This window comes from Pantoea sp. PNT03, assembly GCF_014852515.1.
Classification (GTDB): Bacteria; Pseudomonadota; Gammaproteobacteria; order Enterobacterales; family Enterobacteriaceae; genus Pantoea; species Pantoea leporis.
On record NZ_JACVBT010000002.1, the window covers coordinates 386,809 to 410,527 of the forward strand.

The 23,719-nt window shown below is 53.3% G+C and carries 20 protein-coding genes and 1 pseudogene; 12 read left to right on the top strand and 9 right to left on the bottom strand.

From position 1 onward, the window contains the following. Positions 1–69 precede the first annotated feature (69 nt). A pseudogene (locus IB226_RS09910) lies at positions 70–379 on the top strand (IS30 family transposase); the annotation flags it as partial. Positions 380–603: 224 nt separating this feature from the next. Here the strand turns inward: IB226_RS09910 and IB226_RS09915 are convergent. Continuing rightward, positions 604–1,026 (bottom strand): hypothetical protein, encoded by a 423-nt coding sequence (locus tag IB226_RS09915; RefSeq protein WP_192235027.1) that lies wholly within the window; start codon positions 1,024–1,026, stop codon positions 604–606. A 541-nt stretch (positions 1,027–1,567) separates the two neighbouring features. Continuing rightward, positions 1,568–2,590 (bottom strand): AraC family transcriptional regulator, encoded by a 1,023-nt coding sequence (locus tag IB226_RS09920; protein WP_192235029.1) that lies wholly within the window; start codon positions 2,588–2,590, stop codon positions 1,568–1,570. 65 nt (positions 2,591–2,655) lie between these two features. Here IB226_RS09920 and IB226_RS09925 point away from each other — a divergent pair, with 65 nt between their 5' ends. Beyond that, complete coding sequence (locus IB226_RS09925) at positions 2,656–3,858, top strand: MFS transporter (RefSeq protein ID WP_192235031.1); 1,203 nt, start codon at positions 2,656–2,658, stop codon at positions 3,856–3,858. Between the two features lie 187 nt (positions 3,859–4,045). Here the strand turns inward: IB226_RS09925 and IB226_RS09930 are convergent, their stop codons facing one another. Then, positions 4,046–4,570: a phenolic acid decarboxylase gene (locus IB226_RS09930; protein ID WP_110868449.1), complete on the bottom strand. Its 525-nt coding sequence runs from the start codon at positions 4,568–4,570 to the stop codon at positions 4,046–4,048. A gap of 509 nt (positions 4,571–5,079) precedes the next feature. On the opposite strand from IB226_RS09930, the gene aspT reads away from it, so the two are divergent. Continuing rightward, a complete protein-coding gene (gene aspT / locus IB226_RS09935) occupies positions 5,080–6,771 on the top strand; it encodes an aspartate-alanine antiporter (protein WP_192235033.1) in 1,692 nt (563 codons plus the stop codon). A gap of 34 nt (positions 6,772–6,805) precedes the next feature. Next, positions 6,806–8,401 carry a bifunctional aspartate transaminase/aspartate 4-decarboxylase gene (locus IB226_RS09940; protein WP_192235035.1) on the top strand — a complete coding sequence of 532 codons (1,596 nt, stop codon included), beginning with the start codon at positions 6,806–6,808 and terminating at the stop codon, positions 8,399–8,401. Positions 8,402–8,948: 547 nt separating this feature from the next. Here IB226_RS09940 and IB226_RS09945 read toward each other — a convergent pair. The 3 genes from IB226_RS09945 to IB226_RS09955 are packed head-to-tail and all read right to left on the bottom strand — an operon-like array spanning position 8,949 to position 11,529. Beyond that, positions 8,949–10,052, bottom strand: a complete 1,104-nt coding sequence (locus IB226_RS09945) for an NADH:flavin oxidoreductase/NADH oxidase (protein ID WP_192235037.1) — start codon at positions 10,050–10,052, stop codon at positions 8,949–8,951. A gap of 18 nt (positions 10,053–10,070) precedes the next feature. Next, complete coding sequence (locus IB226_RS09950) at positions 10,071–11,033, bottom strand: zinc-binding dehydrogenase (protein ID WP_192235039.1); 963 nt, start codon at positions 11,031–11,033, stop codon at positions 10,071–10,073. Next, a complete protein-coding gene (locus tag IB226_RS09955) occupies positions 11,026–11,529 on the bottom strand; it encodes a lactoylglutathione lyase family protein (protein WP_225608256.1) in 504 nt (167 codons plus the stop codon). Before IB226_RS09955 ends, IB226_RS09950 begins: the two co-directional genes overlap by 8 nt. 90 nt (positions 11,530–11,619) lie before the next feature. Here IB226_RS09955 and IB226_RS09960 point away from each other — a divergent pair, with 90 nt between their 5' ends. Continuing rightward, positions 11,620–12,495, top strand: a complete 876-nt coding sequence (locus IB226_RS09960) for a LysR family transcriptional regulator (protein WP_192235041.1) — start codon at positions 11,620–11,622, stop codon at positions 12,493–12,495. 94 nt (positions 12,496–12,589) lie between these two features. Here the strand turns inward: IB226_RS09960 and IB226_RS09965 are convergent, their stop codons facing one another. Next, positions 12,590–13,102, bottom strand: a complete 513-nt coding sequence (locus IB226_RS09965; RefSeq protein WP_192235605.1) for an SRPBCC domain-containing protein — start codon at positions 13,100–13,102, stop codon at positions 12,590–12,592. Between the two features lie 164 nt (positions 13,103–13,266). On the opposite strand from IB226_RS09965, the gene IB226_RS09970 reads away from it, so the two are divergent. Both IB226_RS09970 and eptA read left to right on the top strand, forming a co-directional pair. Continuing rightward, positions 13,267–14,181: a LysR family transcriptional regulator gene (locus IB226_RS09970; RefSeq protein WP_192235044.1), complete on the top strand. Its 915-nt coding sequence runs from the start codon at positions 13,267–13,269 to the stop codon at positions 14,179–14,181. Between the two features lie 89 nt (positions 14,182–14,270). Further along, complete coding sequence (eptA, locus tag IB226_RS09975; RefSeq protein WP_192235045.1) at positions 14,271–15,914, top strand: phosphoethanolamine transferase EptA; 1,644 nt, start codon at positions 14,271–14,273, stop codon at positions 15,912–15,914. 33 nt (positions 15,915–15,947) lie between these two features. Here eptA and IB226_RS09980 read toward each other — a convergent pair whose 3' ends face one another. Further along, positions 15,948–16,724: an ABC transporter ATP-binding protein gene (locus IB226_RS09980; protein ID WP_192235047.1), complete on the bottom strand. Its 777-nt coding sequence runs from the start codon at positions 16,722–16,724 to the stop codon at positions 15,948–15,950. A gap of 194 nt (positions 16,725–16,918) precedes the next feature. Here IB226_RS09980 and IB226_RS09985 point away from each other — a divergent pair, with 194 nt between their 5' ends. The 3 genes from IB226_RS09985 (at position 16,919) to IB226_RS09995 (ending at position 20,171) form a co-directional block, all read left to right on the top strand. Continuing rightward, on the top strand, positions 16,919–17,992 hold the full coding sequence (locus tag IB226_RS09985; protein WP_192235049.1) for an ABC transporter substrate-binding protein: 1,074 nt from the start codon (positions 16,919–16,921) through the stop codon (positions 17,990–17,992). A gap of 10 nt (positions 17,993–18,002) precedes the next feature. After that, positions 18,003–19,010: an ABC transporter permease gene (locus IB226_RS09990; protein ID WP_137386995.1), complete on the top strand. Its 1,008-nt coding sequence runs from the start codon at positions 18,003–18,005 to the stop codon at positions 19,008–19,010. Between the two features lie 111 nt (positions 19,011–19,121). Further along, the gene (locus tag IB226_RS09995; RefSeq protein ID WP_192235052.1) at positions 19,122–20,171 is read left to right on the top strand and encodes a PLP-dependent cysteine synthase family protein; all 1,050 of its coding nucleotides are present in this window, start codon (positions 19,122–19,124) and stop codon (positions 20,169–20,171) included. 65 nt (positions 20,172–20,236) lie between these two features. Here the strand turns inward: IB226_RS09995 and IB226_RS10000 are convergent, their stop codons facing one another. Beyond that, positions 20,237–21,295 (bottom strand): ABC transporter substrate-binding protein, encoded by a 1,059-nt coding sequence (locus IB226_RS10000; protein ID WP_192235053.1) that lies wholly within the window; start codon positions 21,293–21,295, stop codon positions 20,237–20,239. Positions 21,296–21,495: 200 nt separating this feature from the next. Here IB226_RS10000 and IB226_RS10005 point away from each other — a divergent pair, with 200 nt between their 5' ends. Next, positions 21,496–22,644 (top strand): acyl-CoA dehydrogenase family protein, encoded by a 1,149-nt coding sequence (locus tag IB226_RS10005; RefSeq protein ID WP_192235055.1) that lies wholly within the window; start codon positions 21,496–21,498, stop codon positions 22,642–22,644. Continuing rightward, positions 22,641–23,717 (top strand): LLM class flavin-dependent oxidoreductase, encoded by a 1,077-nt coding sequence (locus IB226_RS10010; protein ID WP_192235057.1) that lies wholly within the window; start codon positions 22,641–22,643, stop codon positions 23,715–23,717. Before IB226_RS10005 ends, IB226_RS10010 begins: the two co-directional genes overlap by 4 nt. Positions 23,718–23,719 lie beyond the last annotated feature (2 nt).

Sequence of the window (23,719 nt, forward strand, 5' to 3'; positions counted from 1 at the left end):
GCAGGTGTGATCAACTCAGCTCGGGATCAAGGTTATTTAACGAATTAGCCATATTTAACCCGACCAAACATAGAGATGTCTACTAACTCCTATATCGTCACCCACGTTGAACGCCATTCCCGCTTTGTTATGCTGTCCAAAATCAGCGACAACAAAACCATAACTGTTGTATCTGCACTCATCAAACAAGCGCGGAATTACCTGCTGAGCTTTTATAAAACACTAACATGGGATCGAGGCGCCAAACGACCAGCCACGCTCGATTTACGGTAGCGACAGACATTTGGATTTATTTCTGTGGTCCTCAATCTCCCTGACAGCGTGGCTCAAATGAAAATACGAACAAGCTGGTCAGACAATATTCCCAAAAGGAACTGACTTTGGACGCTCAAGTTATTCTGTCCAATCCATAACATTTCGCGAATCAGTAAATGAACTCGAGGCGGTTTAGTGCAATTTTTAGATACATTCTCGATAAGCTGCAAACAATTTTCGAGAAATGAAACGTCAAATATTATTAGCCTAACTATTAAGAACATTACAAGCCAGGCGTAATATCCCACTATGGAAAACTGAATATGAGCTTTTGAACGATCACTTATGTTAATTATAAAGCCTTTTTTGTTGGGAACGCTGCCTCCGCTCGTCATACTCCTTCGCTTTTTCCTTATGCCACATATTGCTGCATCCTGGATCGCTAGGGGTAAGACAATAGTGAGTTTTATCATCTTGAGACTCACTTTTCTCCCAAGATAGTTTTGGCGTTACCTCTGTGGACCAGGAATAATCCTTCGCTTTTTCCTCATGCCACATTTTGCCGCATCCTGGATCGCGAGGAGTAAGACAATATTGGGTTTTATCACCTTGAGACTCACTTTTATCCCAGGAAAATTGTGGCGTCACCTCTGTTGACACCGAATAGTCCTTCTTATCAATGTCATACATCAAATCTGGTGAGGCCGTTGCTGAAACACCATAAAGTAGTGATATAAATGGGGCATATGCATATTTTTTTAAGCATGACATATTCGTTATTCCTTTAAACGTAAATTCGTTTAACTTCAATTTAGAAGCCCAGGTTCCTGACACGACTAGAAGCATGAGTAAAGTAACGTAAAATGTAGAACTGTCGATTATATCCCCATTACTGGGGAAGACCCACTATACATATTTTTTTAAGCATGACATATTCATTATTCCGTTAAACGTAGATTCGTTTGACTTCAATTTAGAATCCCAGGCTCCTGATTTTAAGATTCGTTATAGCATCGTAAAAATCGTGCTTTCCTACATGGACGAAAAAGCATATTCGGAAAGAATGTTTAGTGACAAAGTCAGTCAGATCAGAATTAATCATTTTGCTTGATTGCGTAATTTCAAAACCACCAGTATCTGTAAACGTTATGTCAGTTCTTTGCTCATTACAGATATCCGCTTCTTACAACCAGCAACTTTGTACCAGAAGCGGACACCGGAGAAATTTGCGATACGTAGAATGATGAAAAGTCGTTTCCGCTCAGTTTTTACGGTCTTCTACATTCAATCCAGCAAATGACAAAAATAGCATTCACTCACTTACTGTATTAACGCCTCTCGCTGTTCGCTGACGCATAGCGCCCGGTGGATACCCATTGATGCGCTTGAACGCTCTGCTAAACGCTGCCTGCGAGGCATAGCCGAGGCGAAGCGCTACGGTGTCAATTGAGATCTTATCGTGAGTAATCCAGTGACCCGCGATGCGCATTCGCACTTCCCTTGCATAGCGCTGCGGAGGTATGCCGATGATTGATTTGAAGCGTTCAGCAAAAACAGAACGTGATACATGCGACTGGGCAGCAAGCTCGGCAACAGACCACTCCCGGCTTGTATCACGATGAATGGCCAAAATGGCACGGGCAAGTCGTGGATCACGTAACGCCGCGATCAGACCAGCGGCGTTCTCGCTGCCGTTTTCGATCCATCCACGCACAATCATGGCCGCCGCCACTTCTGCGAGGCGTGCCATAATGCCCGCGAAGCCCGCGCGTCCGGAACAGATTTCAGATTTCATCGCGCCCAGAACGGGAACCAGCCCCGGATAAATCTGTTCATTTGCCTCAACCACGATGGCTTGCGGCATCAGTTTACCCAGGCCCTGCATTCCACCAAGATCGAACTCCATACAGCCATAAAACAGAACCGTGCTGGGCGTCGGATGCGAACTCGGGCAAGTATTAATTCCGCTGACGGCCTCGCCTAAAGGAGCAGAGCCGAACGTGTCGATATGTTGAAATGAACAGCTGACATCCGATAAAAGCTGATGCTCCTCGCCCTGCGGCATGAATACCATGCACCCGGCTTTTAGTTCGTGCAACGTACCATCGTGTGTGCGCAGCACAGCAGTACCCACTGCGATGTAATGAAAATAGGCATGTCCGGGTCTGTTGCTGAAACCGACGCCAAACTCAGAGCCCGTCTGTAAACGGCGATACTGCACGCCACGCAGACGCATTTCCAGCAGCAATTCACTGATGAGTTCGGATGACAGGGCAAAGTGTTTATTCACATGCATAACCGGAGTTTCGGGTAAAAAATCAGGATGTGGCATCATAGATCGTCCGGCCGCTGAACTCTAGACTTGGAGTTATCATTTTTTCTCCAATAAAAGAGTGTGTTATGAGAAATGAAGCAACTGAAGCTGCATCCGTTAGTTTGAACAGTGCGGAACCCAAAGAATCCGCATGGATGGCCGTTATTTCACTGACGATGGGCGTGTTTGGCTTGCTGACTGCAGAATATCTTCCTGCCAGCCTGTTAACACCCATGGCCGCGGATCTTGGTGTAACCGAAGCGCTTGCTGGTCAGGCTGTGACGGTGACAGCTGTGGTGGCCCTGTTTGCGGGTCTGATGGTTCCCCGCCTGACGCGTAATTATGATCGCCGAGCTGTTTTGCTTGGTTTTACCGTGCTGATGATCGCCTCCAACCTGCTTGTCGCACTCTCCTCCAGTCTGGCTGTTCTGCTGGTCATGCGCATTTTGCTAGGCATCGCGCTGGGAGGCTTCTGGAGTATGGCTGCTGCCGTAGCTATGCGGCTGGTCCCTGCAAAAAGCGTCCCGCGTGCTCTCTCTATTATTTTTAGCGGTATTGCTGTCGGTACCGTGGTTTCGATCCCGCTGGGAAGCTATTTAGGTGGGCTTTATGGCTGGCGTAGTGCTTTTATCGCTGCAACCGCAGTTGGCCTGCTGACACTGCTTTTCCAGCTGTTTACGCTTCCTGGGATGGCTCCGCGTAAAATGATGATTACGGCATCTGTCATGGATTTACTCCGCCGCCCAGGCATTGCGGTGGGAATGACGGGGTGTGTGATTGCCCATACGGGTCAATATGCACTGTTTACCTATATTCGTCCGGCTCTTGAAAATATCGTTCAACTTGATGTGGATCGTTTGTCTTTGATACTGCTTGGATTTGGCGTCGCTAATTTTATCGGTACGCTGCTGGCCGGGTGGCTGATGGAGAAAAGCCTGCGTCTTACCCTGATACTGATGCCAGCACTTGTTGGTTTAGCGGCATTAAGCATGATTTTGCTGCCACTTGAGGAAGCAGGATTGATGTTGTTCGTCGCGTTGTGGGGTATGGCATTTGGTGGCGTACCCGTTGCGTGGTCAAACTGGGTAGCGCGTTCCGTTCCCGATCAGGCTGAAACCGCTGGCGGCATGGTAGTCGCAGCAGTTCAATCCTCAATTGCTGCGGGTGCTGCGTTGGGAGGATTACTTTTTGGTCTCAGCGGCGTAACCGGTGTTTTCATTACCGCGGGTTGCATAATGTGTTTTGCCGCGCTGGTGATTGCACTAAAAATGAGGGTCGCGCTGAGCTGACCACTTCCCTTATTAAAGACGTTTAAATAAAGGCCAGCTGAACCATTTGGCTGGCCTGAAAAAAGTAGCGAGGTTTCCTGACTCTTTCCGCTCACTTAAAATCTCTACTACATTGCTCGGCATCTCAGCGTCCAAATGAATTGGCTTTGAGGTGTCAGTGTAATGAAGCAGTAATGTCCTGAATTAATTATTTCCCATCGAAGAAATTATCCGGAAGTTGACCTGGGGGCATATTAATAACAGCATCATTATCAGGCCCTTCATTTTTCATATACGTGACCCTGGCAAATTCGGGTATCACAACATAGGGATATGCCGGTCCTTCATCGCGAAAGCGATGCATATCCTCAATGAACTCATTTTGATAACAAATTGTTTTTTCAGGATGTTGATTTTCACCTGCAATCCACTGAGGAAAGAAGATGGTGCCATGAATGATCTTTCTTTCAATATCAAATAACAGGCTCACACAGGTTCCTGTCGGCTCGTGCCAGTCGACTTTATAAATGCCAGGTGCGAACTGCACGGCATTCATTTTTTGATTTGTCACCCAACGACCACCTACCAACCCCTGATGAATCCTGTAATCACACGTATTGTCATTACGCGCATACCATTCATATTTCCATCCGTTATCATAGGTATAGACAAAATGCGTCCCTACAAAGGCGGATAAGTCTTTTGATATATCATTAACTGATTCACTTGACATAACGACCTCATATTTTCCGATATAGTGGCAAAGTGTGGAATGTTACTTGCTGCACCCGCGTAATCTAAATACTGTAGTATTACTAAGTGAGCATGTTATGAAACAATGCGCAAGCATTTGCATATCAATTATTTACATAATATTAGCATTTAGATGACAGATACAAGTCATTTGCTTAGGAATAATATAGCCACTTTGCATGAGTTTTCCATAATGATTAACCATTTTATAATGCTTAATAGTTTGACTCAGTCGAAAAATGAATAAAAAAGTTAACCGTATGTAATAAATTGCCGGTTCGCCTTCAAAATGTAACGATTAAAATTAGACCATTTATCAGTATCTTGCTTCCTCAAGCCTGTTTCTTAGGGTTTTAATTTGCGAAAGTAAATTATAAAGCTACCCTGAGATAAGCATCAAACGCTGACATTTCTTTTAACTGAATAATCACTCTTCAGGCAGAAAAATATGCCTGAGTCCTAAGAATTTTCTCTGCGGGATATATTTCTATGGATTTGATTCATGAAGTTTTTCGATTATCACCGGAGCTGGCGCTTTTTCTTTCTCTCGCTGTAGGCACGTGGATTGGTAAATTTAAACTGGGCGCTTTCCAGCTTGGTGGCGTCGCCGGAGCATTGCTCATTGCCGTGCTGATAAGCCAGGTTGGTATCACCATCGACAGCGGCATTAAAAACGTTCTATTTGCCGTTTTTATTTACGCTGTGGGCTTCGAAAGTGGCCCCAAATTTTTCTCCTCTCTGGGCCGGCGGACATTGCGTGAGATCGCCCTTGCGTTGGTTCTGGTTGTATCTTCCTTAGCCACTCTTGTCGTGATGGCAAAAATATTTGCGCTGGACAAGGGAATTGCGGCCGGCATCGCCGCTGGTGCGTTAACCCAGTCAGCGATTATCGGTACTGCCAGTGCCGCCATCGCAAAACTGAATCTTGATCCAGCACAGCTCCAGCAGATGCAGGGTAATGTCGCGGTGGGATATGCGGTGACATACATCTTCGGCTCCCTGGGTGCCATCATTATCTGCGTTAACATTCTTCCCAAAATTATGGGGCGCTCTATTCGTGAAGACGCAATAAAAGCTGAACAGGAACTGATGCATGGCGCAATCATACTGGCGCCAGGTCAGATGCCTGCATTACCTGAACTGGTAGGAAGGGTGTTTCTGGCAGGACCGGCAGCAGGCAGAAGCGTTGCTCAGATTGAAGCGTTAGCTAATCCACTTTTCCCGGTTACCGTTGAACGCATTAAACGCGGCGATAAAGTCATCGCCGTTACGCCTGACATGCCGCTTAATGATAACGACATCCTGTTACTTGTGGGCCGCCGCAAAGGCATCGTTGCCCTCGCCTCCTCGCTGGGAAAAGAGCTGGATGCAGAAGACGGGCCGGAAATGACCATGAAGACATCCGAAGTCTTACTGACCAATCCCGCGCTGACGGGCAAGCGGGTGGATGAACTGCGTAACCAAATTTCGGGCGATGTGCGTCACGGTATCTATGTGACTGCGCTTAAGCGCGGTGAGACAGTACTGCCTTTCAAAGATGACTCCGTAGTTGAACGCAATGACGTTGTGACACTCTATGGCAGCGAGCAGGATATCCAGCGTGCGGTGGCGCTGGCGGGACCGGTGCTGCTAAAAAGCCCAAAAACGGATTTGATGTTCCACGGTTTTGGCCTTGCGTTTGGTCTGCTGCTGGGATTACTGGTACTTCGCATCGGTTCTGTTCCTTTGACGCTCGGCAGTGGCGGCGGTGCATTGCTTTCTGGCTTGCTGTTTGGATGGTATCAAGCGCGGAAGCCCCTGACAGGAAATATGCCTTTGCCAGCCTCTGGCCTGCTTCGCGATCTGGGCCTGGCAGGATTCGTTGCCGTGGTTGGTTTACAGTCTGGCCTGCAGGCCGTAGAGACCGTCAGGAACAACGGTATTTCTATTTTCCTGATCGGCATTGTGGTTACTGTTGTCCCCCTGATGATCACCTTATTTATCGGCCGCTACCTGCTGCGCTATGACAATACGGCGATATTTGCCGGTGCGTTGTCTGGTACCCGCAGCGCCAATCCTGCTTTTGGCGAAATTCTTGATAAAGCTGGTAATGCCATTCCGACTGCGCCATTTGCTGTGACCTACGGTCTGGCAAATGTGTTTCTTACCCTGCTGGGCCCGCTGATCGTCGCCCTGGTATGACGTTTAAATGCTTCATCATCTGGAGATGTTTTCTATGTCAAATCCTTACGAACAATATGCATCACTTAGTCCCTTCGAACTTAAAGACGCCCTAATTAAGTTAGCTTCGGGCAAACCCGACCGCCTGATGCTGAATGCCGGCAGAGGAAATCCCAACTTTCTTGCCACCTTGCCACGCCGTGCTTTCTGGCGCCTTGGATTGTTTGCTACCGAAGAGGCGGAGCGTTCCTACTCTTACCTGCCGCATGGGATTGGAGGGTTACCGCACATTGAGGGGATCGAGGCGCGTTTTGATGCATTCCTGGCACGTGGCCATGAGCAGCCGGGCGTGGCTTTTTTATCACGAGCAGTGAGCTATGTACGGGACCAGTTAGGACTTTCCGCTTCGGATTTTTTACATGAAATGGTGGAAGGCATTCTCGGTTCTAATTATCCGGTTCCGCCGCGAATGCTGGCTCTCAGTGAAAAAATCACGCGTGAATATATCGTTAAAGAGATGATCGGTGGCCTGATTTCAGCTGAGGATGTCGACCTGTTTGCAGTTGAAGGGGGCACAGCCGCCATGACCTACCTCTTTAATACGCTGCGTACGAATGGCCTGGTCACTGCCGGTGATAAAGTGGCAATGGGAGCACCAATATTTACCCCGTACATCGAAATTCCGCAGCTGGAAGACTACCGTCTGGAAAGTGTAATGATTAATGCGTCCCCGGATGATAACTGGCAGTATCCCGATGAAGAGCTGAATAAGTTGCTGGATCCCGCGATAAAAATCTTTTTCTGTGTTAATCCGAGCAACCCTGCTTCAGTCAAAATGGATGAGCGTACGCTTGAGAAAATGGTCAGCATTGTTGAGCAGCGTCCAGATCTCATTATTATTACCGATGATGTATATGGAACTTTCGCCAACGACTTCAAATCACTGTTCGCCACCTGTCCGCAGAACACGATACTGGTATATTCCTTTTCTAAATATTTTGGAGCAACGGGCTGGCGTCTGGGTGTAATCGCGACTCATCAACTCAATGTCCTTGATGAGAAACTAGCTAAAATCAGTGATGTAGAAAAAAAGCGCCTTAACCAACGTTACGGTTCACTGACTCCGGATGTACCCGGATTGCGCTTTCTTGACAGGGTGGTAGCTGACAGCAGAAGCGTAGCACTGAATCACACCGCCGGTTTATCCACCCCGCAACAGGTGCAGATGGTGTTGTTCAGTCTTTTTGCCCTTATGGATGGGGAGAATGGATACAAAGCGGCGGTGTCAGAAATTATTCGTCGCCGTCAGGCTGTGCTGTATCGTGAGCTGGGTATAACGCATATCGATACAGAAGAAGCCGTGGATTACTATACGTTGCTGGATCTCGAAGCGATATCCCGACAAGTTTATGGTGACGAGTTCGCTGATTGGGTGAATAAAACGCTCAATCCGACCGATATCCTGTTCCGAATTGCCGAAGAGACGGGAATAGTCATGCTTCCGGGAACCGGATTCGGCAGTCTGAAGCCCGCAGGACGCATATCTCTGGCTAACTTAAATGAATATGAGTACGCCGCCATTGGTAAATCATTAAGAAAAATGATGGAGCAATATTATGAAAAATATCGTTCCGGAGAGAAGAGAAAATAAATGATTAATTAAATTAAGGCGCTTTTATTTTCAGGAATGAAAATACACCTCAAACCATCAGATAAAGTGGTTACTTAACTATAGAAAACATTGACAATAAAAGGGCTGCTTTGCAGCCCTTATTTAACAGTGAGTACAATAGAATTATCCTTAAATGTCACAATATCATCCTCAGTTAGCAATTAATCTATAGATTAATTTAGAGCTGTATGAGTGTAAAATAATGTTATTACCACTTTTCGCTCATAACGGGTCTGACGTGCTCGTCCGTTTCGTGGCAGAAGCGGGCATTTCAAAATCAGCGTGTAAAATTTGAACCCCGCTATCGTTTGTTTAAAATAGGCGTCAACAAGTGAAAATCGACTGGCATAGTTCTTCATTATCACGTTTTACAATGGTGGGTTAGTACAAATAGGTCGTAACCGTAATACGTAATGCAGTTTAAAACGTTAATCGGTCGCCATGAATGGCGACCGACAAGGCTGCGTAGAGTGCGCAGTCATGCGCACCTGCATACATAGGTCATTTCTTTCTTAAGCGGGCAGCATTAAGCCTCACTCACCCGATAACGCTCTAGCCAGTGCGCGTAAGGCGCGGGAAGCACCCATGATGGTTCGCTCTTATCCAGCGCTAGTGCGGCCTGATACGCCCAGTTTGGATTTTTCAGGTGTGCGCGCCCCACCATCACCAGATCCAGCTGACCATTCTCGATGGTTTGATTGGCAATTGCCGGTGCATCAATACCCCACGCTGAAGCCACAGGGATATTCGCTTCACGGCGCACGCGCTCGGCGATAGACGCCAGAAACGCGGGGCCCCACGGAATATTGGCATCCGGCGTAGAGAAGCCCACGCTCACGCTAAGTAGATCCAGACCGTTTTCACGCCACTGTTTGGTGAGCGTGATCGATTCCTGCAGCGTCTCTTCATCGCGGCCATCAAACTCCAGCACGCCAAAACGCGCCGTCAACGGCAGATTTTCTGGCCATACCGCGCGCACCGCATCGAAGGTTTCATGCAGGAAGCGGCTGCGACCCACTAAATCGCCGCCGTATTCATCCGTGCGCTGATTGGCGTGCACTGAGAAGAAGCTCTGCGCCAGATAGCCATGCGCGAAGTGCAGCTCCAGCCACTCGAAACCGGCATCACGCGCGCGTTGAGCGGCGCGCACAAAGTCTTCACGCACGCGCTGAATATCCGCATGCGTCATGGCTTGAGGTACGCGCGGCAGATTTTGACCAAACGCCACCGCGGATGGCGCAATGGTTTCCCAACCGGCAGCATCATCGGCGGCGATATGGTCGTCACCTTCCCACGGCTTATTGGCGCTGGCTTTGCGTCCGGCATGACCAATCTGAATGCCCGGCACCGCGCCTGACGCTTTGATTTCACGCGCAATCTGCGCCAGCTTTTCCGCCTGCGCGTCGTTCCAGATGCCAAGGCAAGCGGGTGTGATGCGCCCTTCCGGCGATACTGCGGTGGCTTCAACAATCACCAATCCCGCGCCGCCGCGCGCCAGGCTGTTGTAATGCACGCGATGCCACTCGTTACTCATGCCATCCACGGCGCTGTATTGGCACATCGGTGGCACGGCGATGCGGTTACGCAGTGTGACATCTTTTAAGGTAAAGGGCGTAAATAGGCCTGACATAACCACCTCTGAATCTGATTAAAGCAAAATGATCTGCTTGCCGCTGAAGTTGCGATGTTGCAACGCCAGTAGCTGCGCAGGTAATTGATCGTAAGGAAAATGCAGTAACAGCTCGCTTTCCAGTTTGCCTTGCACCAGCTGCGCCATCAGGCGTTCACCCTGTTGCGTTAATGCGCGCCACTGTTGCGCATCACCGTGCAGATGTAATGCGCCCAGCGCCACTTCATGCAGCGACAGCGCGCGACCAAACGGGCCGCACGGCCACTGTTCAACGCGTCCCTGAATGCACACCAGATGACCATTCGCCAGCAGGTTATCCGCCAGATGCGCGGCATGTTCCGGGCCGACGGCATCGATCACTGCAAAGTAGCGTCGCTGTGTTGCTTCGGCATTGTGCATTGAATCACTCAGACAGCGCTTCGCACCCAGTGCGTGCAGACGCGACCAATGACGTTCATGGCTAAGCGTCGTCACCTCAAAGCCGCGCGCGTGCGCCATCTGCACTAAGAAATGCCCCACTGAACCGCCCGCACCGGCGATAAGGATCGCGGCACCCGGCTGCGTCGGCACTTTCTCGATGGCCTGCCAGGCGGTAAGCATCGGGCATGGTAGTGACGCTGCGGTGGCAAAATCCAGCCCATCCGGCAGACGCATCAAAACCTGCGCCGCCAGCACGGTGAACTCGGCAAAGCTGCCGTTGCGGCGCAAGCTTTGATGGTACGCCACACGTGCGCCGAGCAAGCCGGGGTCAACCTCTGCACCCAGCGCCACCACCGTTCCGGCACCGTCAACGCCTGGCACTTGCCCAATCTGGCTCGCCAGCACTTTCCAGTCGACGGGATTAAGGCCAATCGCGGCGTTCTGCACCACCACATCGTGCGGCTGCAGCGGTTCTGCGCTGATGATTTCTTGCTGCAGCGCCTCGCCCTGCCACATCCAGGCGCGCCACTGTTGTGGCACTGAAAATCGGTTATCAGACATAGGCACCTGCGGAATAAGTTAGCTCATAGCTGTGGCTGTAAATTTCAATGATGTTGCCGAATGGGTCTTCCATATAAACCATGCGGTAAGGCTTCTCGCCGGGGAAATATTCACGTACCGGCATGCGCTGTTTGCCGCCTGCCGCGACGATCTTCGCCGCCAAACCTTCCACATCGGGATCCTGCACGCAGAAGTGGAAGACGCCGGTTTTCCAGTATTCAAAGTTGTTTTCCGGTTTTTCAGCGGCTTTGAATTCGAAGATCTCGACGCCGACGCGATCGCCGGTTGAGAGATGCGCGATGCGAAACTTCTCCCAGCCCTGACCAAACACGTCGCGGCACATCACGCCAATCGCGGATTCGTCTTCCTGAATCGCGGTTGGCGGCATGATCAGATACCAGCCCATCACCTCGGTATAAAACTTCACGGCGGCATCAAGGTCGGTGACTGACAAACCAATATGAGAAAAAGTACGCGGATAAGGGGCAGTCATCATCTATCTCCTGTTACGAATAGATCCCCAGACTACGTTGCCGCCTGTATAATGAAAACAGTGATTCAGTTATAGGTTTTATAAAATATCCTTATGTTCAATCCCCAATGGTTAACCTCTTTTGCCACGCTGGCTGAGATTGGCAGTTTCACCGACAGCGCCGAGCGACTGGGCATAACGCAAGCGGCGGTCAGCCAGCATATTCGTCATCTTGAGCTGCAATTGGGTCCGTTGCTGCTGCGCAGCAAACGTCCGCTCGAACTGACGCCAGCCGGACGCGCGCTGCTGGATTATTGCCAGCAAGTGGATCGCGCTCAGCGGCATTTAGCTTTACGCCTGAGTGATGATGACGTCACCTGCGGCGAAGTAAGCCTGATTTCACCCGGCAGCATAGGGCTGCGACTTTATCCGCTGTTGCTGGCGCTACAAAAGCATTATCCCGATCTCAGCGTGCGCCATCGCTTCGCGCCCGACAGCGAAGTGATGGATGCGGTGCTGCACAACCGCTACGAAATGGGATTGGTGACGCAAAAACCGGACGACAAACGGCTGGTGGCAGAGAAGTTTGCCGAAGAGCCGCTCGAACTGGTGATCCCGGCAGGCGCGAGCGTACACCGTTGGGAAGATCTCGAAGCGCTTGGTTATATCGATCATCCTGATGGACAAGCGATGGCAACGCGATTGCTCAGCCGACGCTTTCCCGGTAATCCGGGCGTACGCAATTTGCCGCAGCGTGGCTTCAGCAATCAGATCGGTTTGATTCTGGAGCCGGTTGCGCGTGGCCTCGGTTTCGCGGTGCTGCCGCGCTTTGCCCGTCTGGCATTTGCGCGGCCAGCAGAAATTGCGGTTGCCACAGATAACGTCGAATTAGTGGATACCATCTGGCTGATTCACCGCGCCGAATGGCCGCTGTCAGCACGCGCGCAGCAGGCGCTGCGCTGGTTGAAAAACAGCATGTATAACAGTTAGCGCAAACCGTAGCGGCGCAATTTATTGCGCGTATTTACACAACGCGCGATAAATCGCGCCGCTACAAAATATGCATTAGCGTTGCTCTGGTTCATCATTTGCGGGCTTTTACTGCAGCCACCAAACCACTCAGCCAATCCTGATGGCCATTAATCATCGGGTTCGGCTGCGCTTTTGCCAGCTCGACGGCGGGTTTGCCGTTTTGCGTTTCCTGCGTCAGGATGCGCACGCGATTATCGGAAAGATCTTCGATCAACCATGCATGCAGCACGTCCAGACGATCGTCGCTGCCCGGTTCGCCCGCCCAGCCGTGCCATGAAACGCGCGCCGGTTCGCCTGCTACAGGTGCCACATATTCAGTGACTTGCGCTTCAACCGGGAAGCCGAAGGTTTCAAAGTAGAAACGCACGCCCTGCGCCAGCTCGGGGCCTTTGTGGTCATAAAAGCGCGCGTTGGCGGAGTTCTGATAGTAACTCGGCCACAATGTTGGCGTGTTAAGCAGCGGCCAGATATCGGCGGTTGTCAGGCCAGCGACGATCACTTCATTCGAGCAATAATTATCAGTAAAACCCGGCACAAAGCCTTCAGGCCAGTTAATCGCGTTCATTTTCATCGAGTCAATCTCAAGGTTAATAGTGGGTTGCTAAAGGACAGATGCAGTATCCGGCTGACAAAGACATAAGGCCAATCGCAATATTTTATTTGTGATATAACTTAAAATGATATCTGCATCACGCTATGCTTGCTGCAACCCCGCTGAAGATGAAAACCATGAAAACCGATCTCCGCACGTTAGATCTCAACTTACTGAAAGCGCTCGACGCCTTACTCGATGAGCGCAGCGTGACGCGTGCGGCGGAGCGTTTATCGCTGACGCAGCCCGCGGTTAGCGGCATGTTGACGCGTTTACGTGAATGCTTTGACGATCCGCTGTTTACCCGCACCCAACGCGGCATTGTGCCGACGCTGCGCGCGCTGGAACTAGCGCTGCCGGTTAAAACTATTTTGACGGAAGTGAGTGCGCTGCTGCAGCCGAAGCAATTTGATCCGGCCACCGCCGAGATGACCAGCAACATTGCCGCTACCGATTACGCGCTGCGCGCGGTGATCGTGCCGTTTATGGCGGCGTTGCGCCAGCAGGCGCCGGGAATTCGCGTGGCGGTGTTACCGGTGAACAATGAGCAGTTGGCGTTACAGTTCGAACGCGGATCGGTGGATATCGCCTTAATCACGCCCGATACCGCACCGCCCGAACTGCATGCCCGCGCGTTGTATGCTGAAGAGTATGTTTGCCTGATGCGCGACGATCATCCGCTGGCCAATCGTGAAACCCTCTCGTTAGACGACTTCTGCGCACAGGACCACGCGCTGGTGTCTTATCTCGGCGGGAATTTTCATGGCGTCACCGATGCCGCGCTCAACGCGATAGGACGCTCGCGCCGCGTCACGCTTTCGGTGTGCAGTTTTCTGGTGCTGCCGGAGATTTTACGCGTCAGCGATTTGATTAGCGTGGTGCCGCGTCGTCTGGCGCTGCACCACGCGGGGTTAAAAGTCTTCGCGCCGCCGCTGGAGATTCAGGGCTTCACCAAAACCGTGGCGTGGCACGAAAGAACGCACCGCGATGCCGGGCATCGCTGGTTGCGCGAATTATTGTTCACCACGGTCAGCAGCGATGATGTTATTTAAAGATAAATCTGCCTGACAGGATTCAGCCTAAGGTTGACTTAACCTTCATTTCTTAATCTGGCGCCATCTTCACTGTTACGGATGGACCAATGACGTTTTCGCTGCGCAAAAGACCGACGCTAAGTCGGCTGACGTTTATTTCGCTATTTTCAATTTATATTGCGGTGTTCCTGAATATTGCCTTTTATCGTCAGGTGATTGCAGCGATGCCGCTTGATACGCTGCACACGATATTCGTCTTCGTCTCAATGCCGCTGGTGGCATTTAGCGTGATCAATATTATCGCCACGCTCGCCTCTTTTGTTTGGCTTGACCGGCTTATTCTTGCGCTGTTCGTATTAGTGGCGGCGGCTGCGCAATATTTCATCTGGACCTTCGGCATTGTTATTGATCGCTCGATGATCGTGAATATTCTGGATACCACACCGTCCGAGTCCTTTGCTTTATTGTCGCCTAAGTTAATTATCACGCTGGGTGGCAGCGGCCTGCTAGCTGCCCTTTTGGTATTCTGGATTCGGATTAAACATAACGAACCTCTGTGGAAAAACATCGCCAAACGCGCCGCCTCAATTGTGGTGTCGGTCATCTGCATCGCCCTGGTGGCGACATTCTTCTATAAGGATTACGCCTCGCTATTTCGTAACCAAAAAGAGCTGATCAAATCGCTCAGCCCGTCGAACTCCATTGTGGCGACACTTTCCTGGTATCACCACAGCCGCACCGCCAATTTGCCGCTGGTGAAAATTGGCTTAGATGCCAAACAAAAGCCGCAGATGCTGGCGGGTGCAAAGCGCAATCTGACGATTTTGGTGGTGGGTGAAACCACGCGCGCGGTGAATTTCCAGCTTAATGGTTATGGCCGCGAAACCACGCCGTTGCTGGCGAAAGATGACGTCTCTTATTTCCCCAATACGCAATCCTGCGGTACCGCTACTGCGGTCTCTTTGCCATGCATGTTCTCGAATATGGCGCGCGCGCATTATGACGATCAGCTCGCTGAACATCAGGAAGGTATGCTCGATATTATCCAGCGCGCCGGCGTGCAGGTTTTATGGAATGATAATGACGGCGGCTGTAAAGGTGCCTGCGATCGCGTCCCGCATCAGGATATGACCAGCCTGAATCTGCCGAATATGTGTCACGATGGGGAGTGTTATGACGAGGTATTATTTCACGGTATTGAGGACTCTATTAAAAACCTTAAAGGCAACGGCGTGATCGTATTGCATACCATTGGCAGTCACGGCCCAACCTATTACAACCGTTATCCGCCGCAGTTTAAAAAATTCACGCCGACCTGCGATACCAATCAAATTCAGGATTGTTCGCAACAGCAGCTGGTGAATACCTACGACAACACCATTCTGTATATCGATTACATTGTCGATAAGGCGATCAATGTATTGAAGGCTCATCAGGATCAATACACCACCAGCCTGGTGTATTTATCGGATCACGGTGAGTCGTTGGGGGAAAATGGTGCTTATTTGCACGGTATGCCGTATGCAATTGCACCGGATGTGCAGAAACATGTGCCGATGCTGATTTGGCTGTCACCAGATTACCAGCAGCGTTATGGCGTGAGTAAACGCTGTGTCGATAAACAAGCGGCGCATCAGGGTTATTCGCAGGATAATCTGTTCTCTACCCTGCTGGGATTGACGGGGATTCAGACCAGCGAGTATCAACCTGCGGATGATATTTTGGCCGGTTGCCGGACCGTGCAGGGTTAAATGCCAGAAGGTCGCCATGAATGGCGACCCACATCACGCAGCTACCCGATCCGCCCCCAACAAATCCAATATCCTGCTGCGCAGCGCCACCAGCTGCGGATCATCGCGACGGCGCGGCCACGGCAGATCCACCTCGATCACATCCACCACTTTCGCCGGTCTTGGGCTGAATACCACCACGCGATTCGCCATCACCAACGCTTCTTCAACATCGTGCGTCACCATCAGCGTGGTGAACTGCTGCTCCTGCCACAGGTCGACAATCTCCTGCTGCATCCGCAACCGCGTCAGGGAATCGAGCTTGCCGAGCGGTTCATCGAGGATCAGCAAACGCGGCACGTTAACCAGCGCGCGAGCCAGCGCTGCACGCTGCGCCATACCGCCCGAAAGCTGATGTGGCCACGCGCGAGCAAACTGCCTGAGGCCGACGCGATCCAGCATCGCGTTAATGCGCTGTTCGCGCACCGGCCGGCTCTCCCCACGAATCTGCAAACCGAGACCGACGTTGTCATAGACGGTGCGCCATGGATAAAGCGTGGGATCCTGAAACACCACCACGCGCGACGGATTGGGCGCGGTTATCGCTTTGCCCTCCTCTGCCAGTAACCCGCTGGCGGGCGGTTCGAGGCCTGCCAGCAAACGCAGCAGCGTCGATTTGCCACAGCCGGACGGCCCCAGCAGCGCGACAAATTCACCGGCCTCTACCTGCAAATTAATATTCTCCAGCACCGGTAAATCTTCGCCTTCTAGGGTGAAGTGATGATTCACCTTCTCAATCGCAATATTAACGCCCGCCGAAGTGGTAGCCATATTTTCGCTCCTGCTTGATTTGCTAAGAAATAAAGCATAAGCCTCGCCTTTCCCACATCGAAATAGCCATTTCGGCAAACCTATCCGCAAATATTCATAATGAAAAACTGCATGATGTCATGCGGGATTGTTATTTGGTCGCGCTAATTGCCTTTGCCATAGTGCCTGTGAACTTTATCTACAAGGAAGACAGGATGGCATTGCAACGATTCTCTCTGAGCCGCCGCGCGTTATTACGCGGGCTGGGTCTCTTTAGTGCTGGCGTGGCGGTAAATCCGTTGCTGAGCAGCAACGTGTTTGCCGACGAAAAATCCCTCAAAACCATCAAGCTGGCCTGGGGGCAAACCGCAGTGTGTCAGTCACCGATATCTGTGGCGCTGAAGCAAGGCTTCTTTAAAAAGTACGGCTTGAATGTTGAGCCGGTGAACTTCAGCGGCCCCACCGATGCGCTGTTACAGGCGATTGCCACCGGCCAGGCCGATGGCGGCATCGGCATGGCGCTGCGCTGGCTGAAACCGCTGGAGCAGGGTTTTGATGTGGATCTCACCGTCGGCACGCACGGCGGCTGCATGCGTTTACTCGCGCCGCAAAATAGCGGCATCCGCGATGTGAAAGATTTGGTGGGCAAATCGGTGGCGGTCAGCGATCAAGCCAGCCCGATTCGCAACTTCTTCGCCATTCAGCTGGCGAAACAGGGCATCGATCCCGATAAGCAGGTCAGCTGGCTGCAATATCCGCCCGACCTGTTTGGCGAAGCGCTGCGCAAAGGCGAAGTGCAGGCGCTGGCTACCGACGATCCACAGGGCTGGCTGCTGAAGAAGCAGCACAACCTGGTGGAAGTCGATAACAACCTGAAAGGCGAATACGCCAACCTCACCTGCTGCGTGCTGGGCCTGCGCGGCTCGCTGGTACGTGACGATCCCGCCACCGCGCGTGCTATCACTCAGGCGATTGTCGATGCGCAGCAGTGGACCGCCGAACATCCGGACGAGACGGCGAAAATCTTCCAGCCGTTTGTGCCCGGCTCCGTCGCGGTGGAGGATATCGCCGCGATGCTGAAAGAGCACACTCATAGTCATCACTCCACCGGCGTGCAGCTGCGCAAAGAGGTGGCGGTTTATATCGATGAGCTAAAAAAAATCAACGTGATCCGCCCGGATACCGATGCGCAGCGCTTCGCCGAACACTATGTGCCGGAGCTGTTGCCGGCGGAATCCGCCCATCAGCACGCCAGCAACATGGCGCACATGAGCAACATGTCGAGTTAAGGAGACGAGAATGGCCAGTGAAACCCTGACGATTGCCCGCAACCGTGATGTGCCGCGCCGCCTTCAACCGGCGGTTTGGGGTGCGCTCCTGCTGTGGTGGGCGCTGGTCGCGCTGATGGTGGCGGTGCCGGATAAGCCGCAGGGTTTTGCCGCCCCGCGCTTTGTCAATGAAACGCATGAGCTGTTTGCCGCCATCGCGCTGCTTCTCACCGGGCTGGCGATTGCCTCAGGTCTGTTCCCGCGGCTGACCTTACTCGCGCCGCTCAAACGCAGCGGTCCGTGGCTAATTGTGCTGGCGCTGCTGATCGGCTTGTGGGAAACCGTCACCGGCAAACTGGCGCTGCTGCCCGCGCCGTTTTTCGCCCCGCCGCGTGCGCTGGTCGAAGCCTATGCCACCGATTGGCCGCGTCTGCTGGATAGCGTGCTCAATTCGCTGCGTCTGCTGGCCTTCGGCTTTATCTACGGCAGCGTGGTCGGCTTTATTACCGGCGTAGCGATAGGCTGGTCGCGCGGCTTGGGTTATTGGGTGCATCCGATTCTGCGTTTCCTTGGCCCGGTGCCCTCTACCGCGCTGCTGCCGCTGTCACTCTACTTCTTCCCGTCAAGCTTCTCGGCGGCGGTATTTCTGATTGCGCTGGCGACCTGGTTCCCGGTGACGGTGCTAACATGGTCGGGCGTTTCCAGCGTTGATACGCGTTATTACGATGTGGCGCGCACGCTCGGTGCCAATTCGCTGTTCCTCGTGTTGCGCGTGGCGGTGCCGGCAGCGCTGCCGCACTTGTTTGTCGGCCTGTTTATGGGTTTGGGCGCCTCGTTCTCGGTGCTGGTGGCGGCGGAGATGATGGGCGTGAAGTCCGGGCTCGGCTGGTATCTGCAGTGGGCGCAAGGCTGGGCGGCTTACGCCAATATGTACGCCGCGCTGATTGTTATGGCGCTGCTGTTCTCTTCGCTGATCTCCCTGCTGTTCCTGGTGCGCGATCGCCTGTTGTCATGGCAGCGCAGCGCGGTGAAATGGTAACGACATACATTGCGTAATGAATTGCGCCGATCCGGTATGTGCACCCATCCGTAGCGGCGCGATTGATCGCGCAATCATTCAGGCTCATCTCATCTATTTATGAGGTCGATTATGGCTGCAAAAATTTCTGCTTCTATCACTGAACTGATTGGCAACACGCCGCTGCTGCGCCTGTCTCGCTACGCACAGCAACACGATATTCAGGCCGATTTGGTCGCCAAACTCGAACTGTTTAATCCCAATCACAGCGTGAAAGATCGCATCGCCCTCAGCATGATTGAAGCCGCCGAACGCAACGGCATTATTCAGCCCGGCGATACGCTGGTTGAAACCACCAGCGGCAACACCGGCATTGGGTTAGCGGCGATTGCGGCGGCGAAAGGCTACAAGTTCCGCGTCTATATCAATGATTTCGTTAGCATCGAACGCAGCCAGATTATTCAGGCGTACGGTGCCGAAGTGGTGCCGTTCAGCACCATTGAAGGGTTCAAAGCGTTTTACGATGCCAGCAACGGCGATTTCGTCGCCGCCACCAAATGGCTGGCCGAGCAGGTCACCGCAGCGGAACCGGAAGTGCACTTCCTGCTGCAGCTGGATAATCCGGCCAATCCGGCGGTGCATGAGCGCACCACCGGGCCGGAGATCTGGCGCGACAGCGGCGGCGAGCTGGATATCTTTATCGCCGCCGTCGGAACCGGCGGCACGCTCTCCGGCACCGGACGCTATCTCAAACAGCAGCATCCGGAATTACAGGTTATCGCCGTGGAGCCGGGCGTGGGTTCACAGCCGAGCGAACTGCGTCCGGATCCACTGGAAATTACCGGCGTGCATGCGTTCAGCAACCAGACGCCTGAGCGTATTCCTGCCAATCTCGATCACCGCGTTTACGATGAAGTGATCGCGGTGGAAACCTGGCAGGCGTATACAGCGGCGCGGCAGCTGGCGCTGAGCGAGGGCGTGCTGGTGGGGGATTCGTCCGGGGCAGTGTTGTGGGCGGCCCAACAGGTTGCAGCGCGACCGGAGAACCGCGGCAAGCGCATTGTGGTGTTGCTGGCCGATGGCGGCAGCAGTTATTTAACCACCCAGCTGTTCGCGCATCAGGTACCAGCCGAATCGCTGAAGCTGGCGAGCGCCGTGCAAACCTCCAGGAAAATCGCCTGAAATAATTCGCGATAAATCGCGCCGCTACAGAGTCCTGCATGTATTCGTAGCGGCGCGATTTCAATTTAAACCAGCACGTTGCTGGTAATCCCCTTAGCAAACAACAGCGGATCGGTTTCCGGTCGTAACACGTTGATCGCCTTTAAATCGCGCGCATACACGTCGATCTCATTCACAAACGCGTTCCCCACCGAATAGTGTCCGTGCGTATGGGTTTTCAGCACGCTAGCAATCTCCTGCGGCGTGGTGTTGAGCGCCTGGCCGTTAAACTCGCTGCCAATTGCTTCCGGGCGTTTGGCCGCATAAGCATGCGCCTGCAGAATCGCGTGGGTGATCGCTGCCGCCACTTCCGGCTGCTCGCGAATTAAACTGCCGCGCGTGCCCACCACACAGCAACTCAGTCTGGCGTACTCGTCCATTAAGTTGGTGCCAATCTCGCGGTAGCCCGGCTTCTGGGTTAAGCGCCACATCACCGGATCGGAACCGCTGGCGGCCTGAATCTCGCCCTTCTCCAGCACCATCGGCAGCAAATCCTGCGGGAACACGCGCCAGTCGACATCGGTATTGGGATCGACGCCGTGCTTTTTCAGCATCAGCGAGAAGAAGTTTTTATCCGCGCCCGCCATGTCGGTGACGCCAATGGTTTTGCCTTTCAGCTGCTCCAGCGTGGTCGGCCCCCCATCGCGCGCCAGCAGGCGCATACAGCCGCCGTGCGTGCCGGCGGTGAGTTTGACGTCAAAGCCCTGCTCCAGCGCTTTCAGCCAGCGCAGCGCCATGCCGATGGCAGCTTCGGCTTTGCCGGTGGCGATGGATTCCAGCAGCAGTTCGGTGGAGTTGCCGAAGTTAACGAACTCCACTTCCAGGTTGTGCGCTTTAAAGAAGTTATGCTGATCGGCCACCACTACCGGCGCAAGGCAGATGGCGTTGAGATTGACCGCCAGACGCACATGCGTTGGCTTCGCCAGCGCCCATTTTCCGGGGCCATCTTGCAGTAAATCGCCGGGCATCTGCATGCCCGCCATATGATCATCGGCAAACACGCGGCCCGGTAACGTTGCCGCCATCGCCGCTGCGGCGGAATATCCCAGAAAATGCCGGCGGGAAACTAAATAATTATTTGGCATTAAATGACTCCCAAAAATAAATGCAGGTGAAGGTGTTGACCCTAATTAATGGCTCGCGCAGAAACAGCCATTGCAAATTAACACTTCCACCGGCGGCAGAATTATGCCGATTCCGCATGTATATAGCCGGTTTATTGCTTTTACAGCGGTGGCAGAACAGGAAACAATTAAGCCTGATTTAATAAGGGGATTAATAACGCATGGCAAATAACCCGCCCTTTCTGGCTGAAATATTGCCGGTGATTATTCAGGCCTTAGAAAAAGACGCTGAAGAGGTTGATCGCAGCGGCGAATTTCCCAAAACCGCTTTTAGCGTGTTGCGGCAGCATGGCTTGCTGCACTTTGTATTACCGACGGCGTCGGGCGGCAGCGGCGGCGATCTGCTGGCAAGCCAGGCGATTATCCAGGCCGTGGCGCGCGGCGAACCTTCTGCGGCGCTGATCCTCATCATGCAGTATCTCAACACGCGTCGCCTCGACGACAGCTCAAACTGGCCAGACGCGGTGCGCCGCAAGGTGGCGGAGAGCGTGGTTCGCGACGGTGCGTTGATTAACGCGCTGCGCGTCGAACCCGAATTAGGCACGCCCGCGCGCGGCGGATTGCCCGCCACCCGCGCACGCCGCACCGCTGAAGGCTGGCGCATCAGCGGCGAGAAGATTTACTCCACCGGCAGCTATGGACTGAGCTGGTTTCTGGTGTGGGCCAGCAGCGACGATGCCGATCCGCTGGTCGGCGGCTATCTGGTGCCAGCCAACGCGCCCGGCATCCACATCATTGATGAGTGGGATCACCTCGGCATGCGCGGCACCTGTAGCCATCGCGTGGTGCTGGACGAGGTGCTGATCCCGCTCGATCACGCGGTCAACGTCGCGCCGTGGAGCACGCCGCGAGCGGGCCTCAACGAAGAAGAATCAGTTTGGATGGCGGTGCTGCTCGGTTCGCTGTACGACGCCATTGCGCATAGCGCGCGCGACTGGTTTATCGCCTTTTTGCAGCAGCGCGTGCCGGCCAATCTTGGCGCACCGCTGGCATCATTGCCGCGCTTCCAGGAGCTGGTGGGCCGCATCGATACGCTGCTGTTTACCAGTCAAACTATGCTAAGCAGCGCCGCCCAAGGCCACGTCGCCAGCGGACATGCCGCACAAATCAAACAGGTGGTAATCGAAAACGCCATTCGCAGTGTGCAGCTGATGGTGGAAAGCATCGGCAACCACGCGCTGACGCGCCACCATCCGTTACAACGTCACCTGAGAAATGTGTTGTGCGGTCGCATACATACGCCGCAGGACGACGCCATTTTCACTTCCGTGGGCAAATCCGCCCTTTCTGCTGAGAGGAGTACATCATGACGCTGGAATTTATTGGTCTGGTTGGGGCGCAGGAGAGCAGCGAATCGCTGGCGGCGCATGGGCCGACTGTCGATGTGCCGTTTATCAAAGCCTTTTCCCACGCGCAGGAGTACGCCGGTTTTGACAAGGTGCTGCTGGCGGTGAATACCCGCGCGCCGGATTCGATGATCATCGCCAGTTATGTGGCGGCTTTTACCGAAAAATTGGGCTTGCTGGTGGCGCATCGACCCGGCTTTCAGGCACCGACTTTTGCCGCCCGCCAGTTTGCCACGCTCGATCAGCTCAGCCAGGGACGCGCGGCCATCAATGTGATCACCGGCGGCGACAGCGGCGATTTGCAGCGCGACGGCGATTTCCTTAGCAAAGATGAGCGTTACGCGCGCACCGGCGAGTATCTCGACATCATGAAACTGACGTGGGAATCACGTACGCCGTTCCGCTATGACGGCAAGTTTTACCAAGTGGAAGATAATCTCACCGAGGTTAAACCCTGGCAGCAGCCGCGCGTGCCGGTCTATTTCTCCGGTGCTTCAGAAGCCGCCATCGACATCGCCGCACGTCACGCCGACGTTTATATGATGTGGGGCGAACCGCTGGAGCAGGTGAAAGCGAGAATTGAACAAGTGCGCGCGGCAGCGAAGAAATATGGCCGCGATAAACATATTCGTTTCAGCCTGTCGCTGCGCCCGATTCTCGGCGATAGCGATGAACAAGCCTGGGCGCGCGCCAATCGACTGCTGCGGGATGCGCAGGCCAACATTGGCGGCAAGGTGATTCAGCCTGATAGCAATACCGGATCGCAGCGACTGTATCAGCTCGCCACCGCGCGCAAAGTATACGATAGCTGCCTGTGGACGGAGATTGCGGCGCTGTCCGGCGCGGCGGGCAATTCCACCGCGCTGGTGGGTTCAGCGGATACCGTGGCCGATGCCGCGCTGGAGTATTACAAGCTCGGCATCACCACGTTCCTGTTCCGTGGATTTGATCAGCTGCGCGATGCCACCGATTACGGACAACATTTGTTGCCGCGCATCCGTGAGCGGGTGAAGACGTTAGCGGCCGCGGCGGCGTAGAA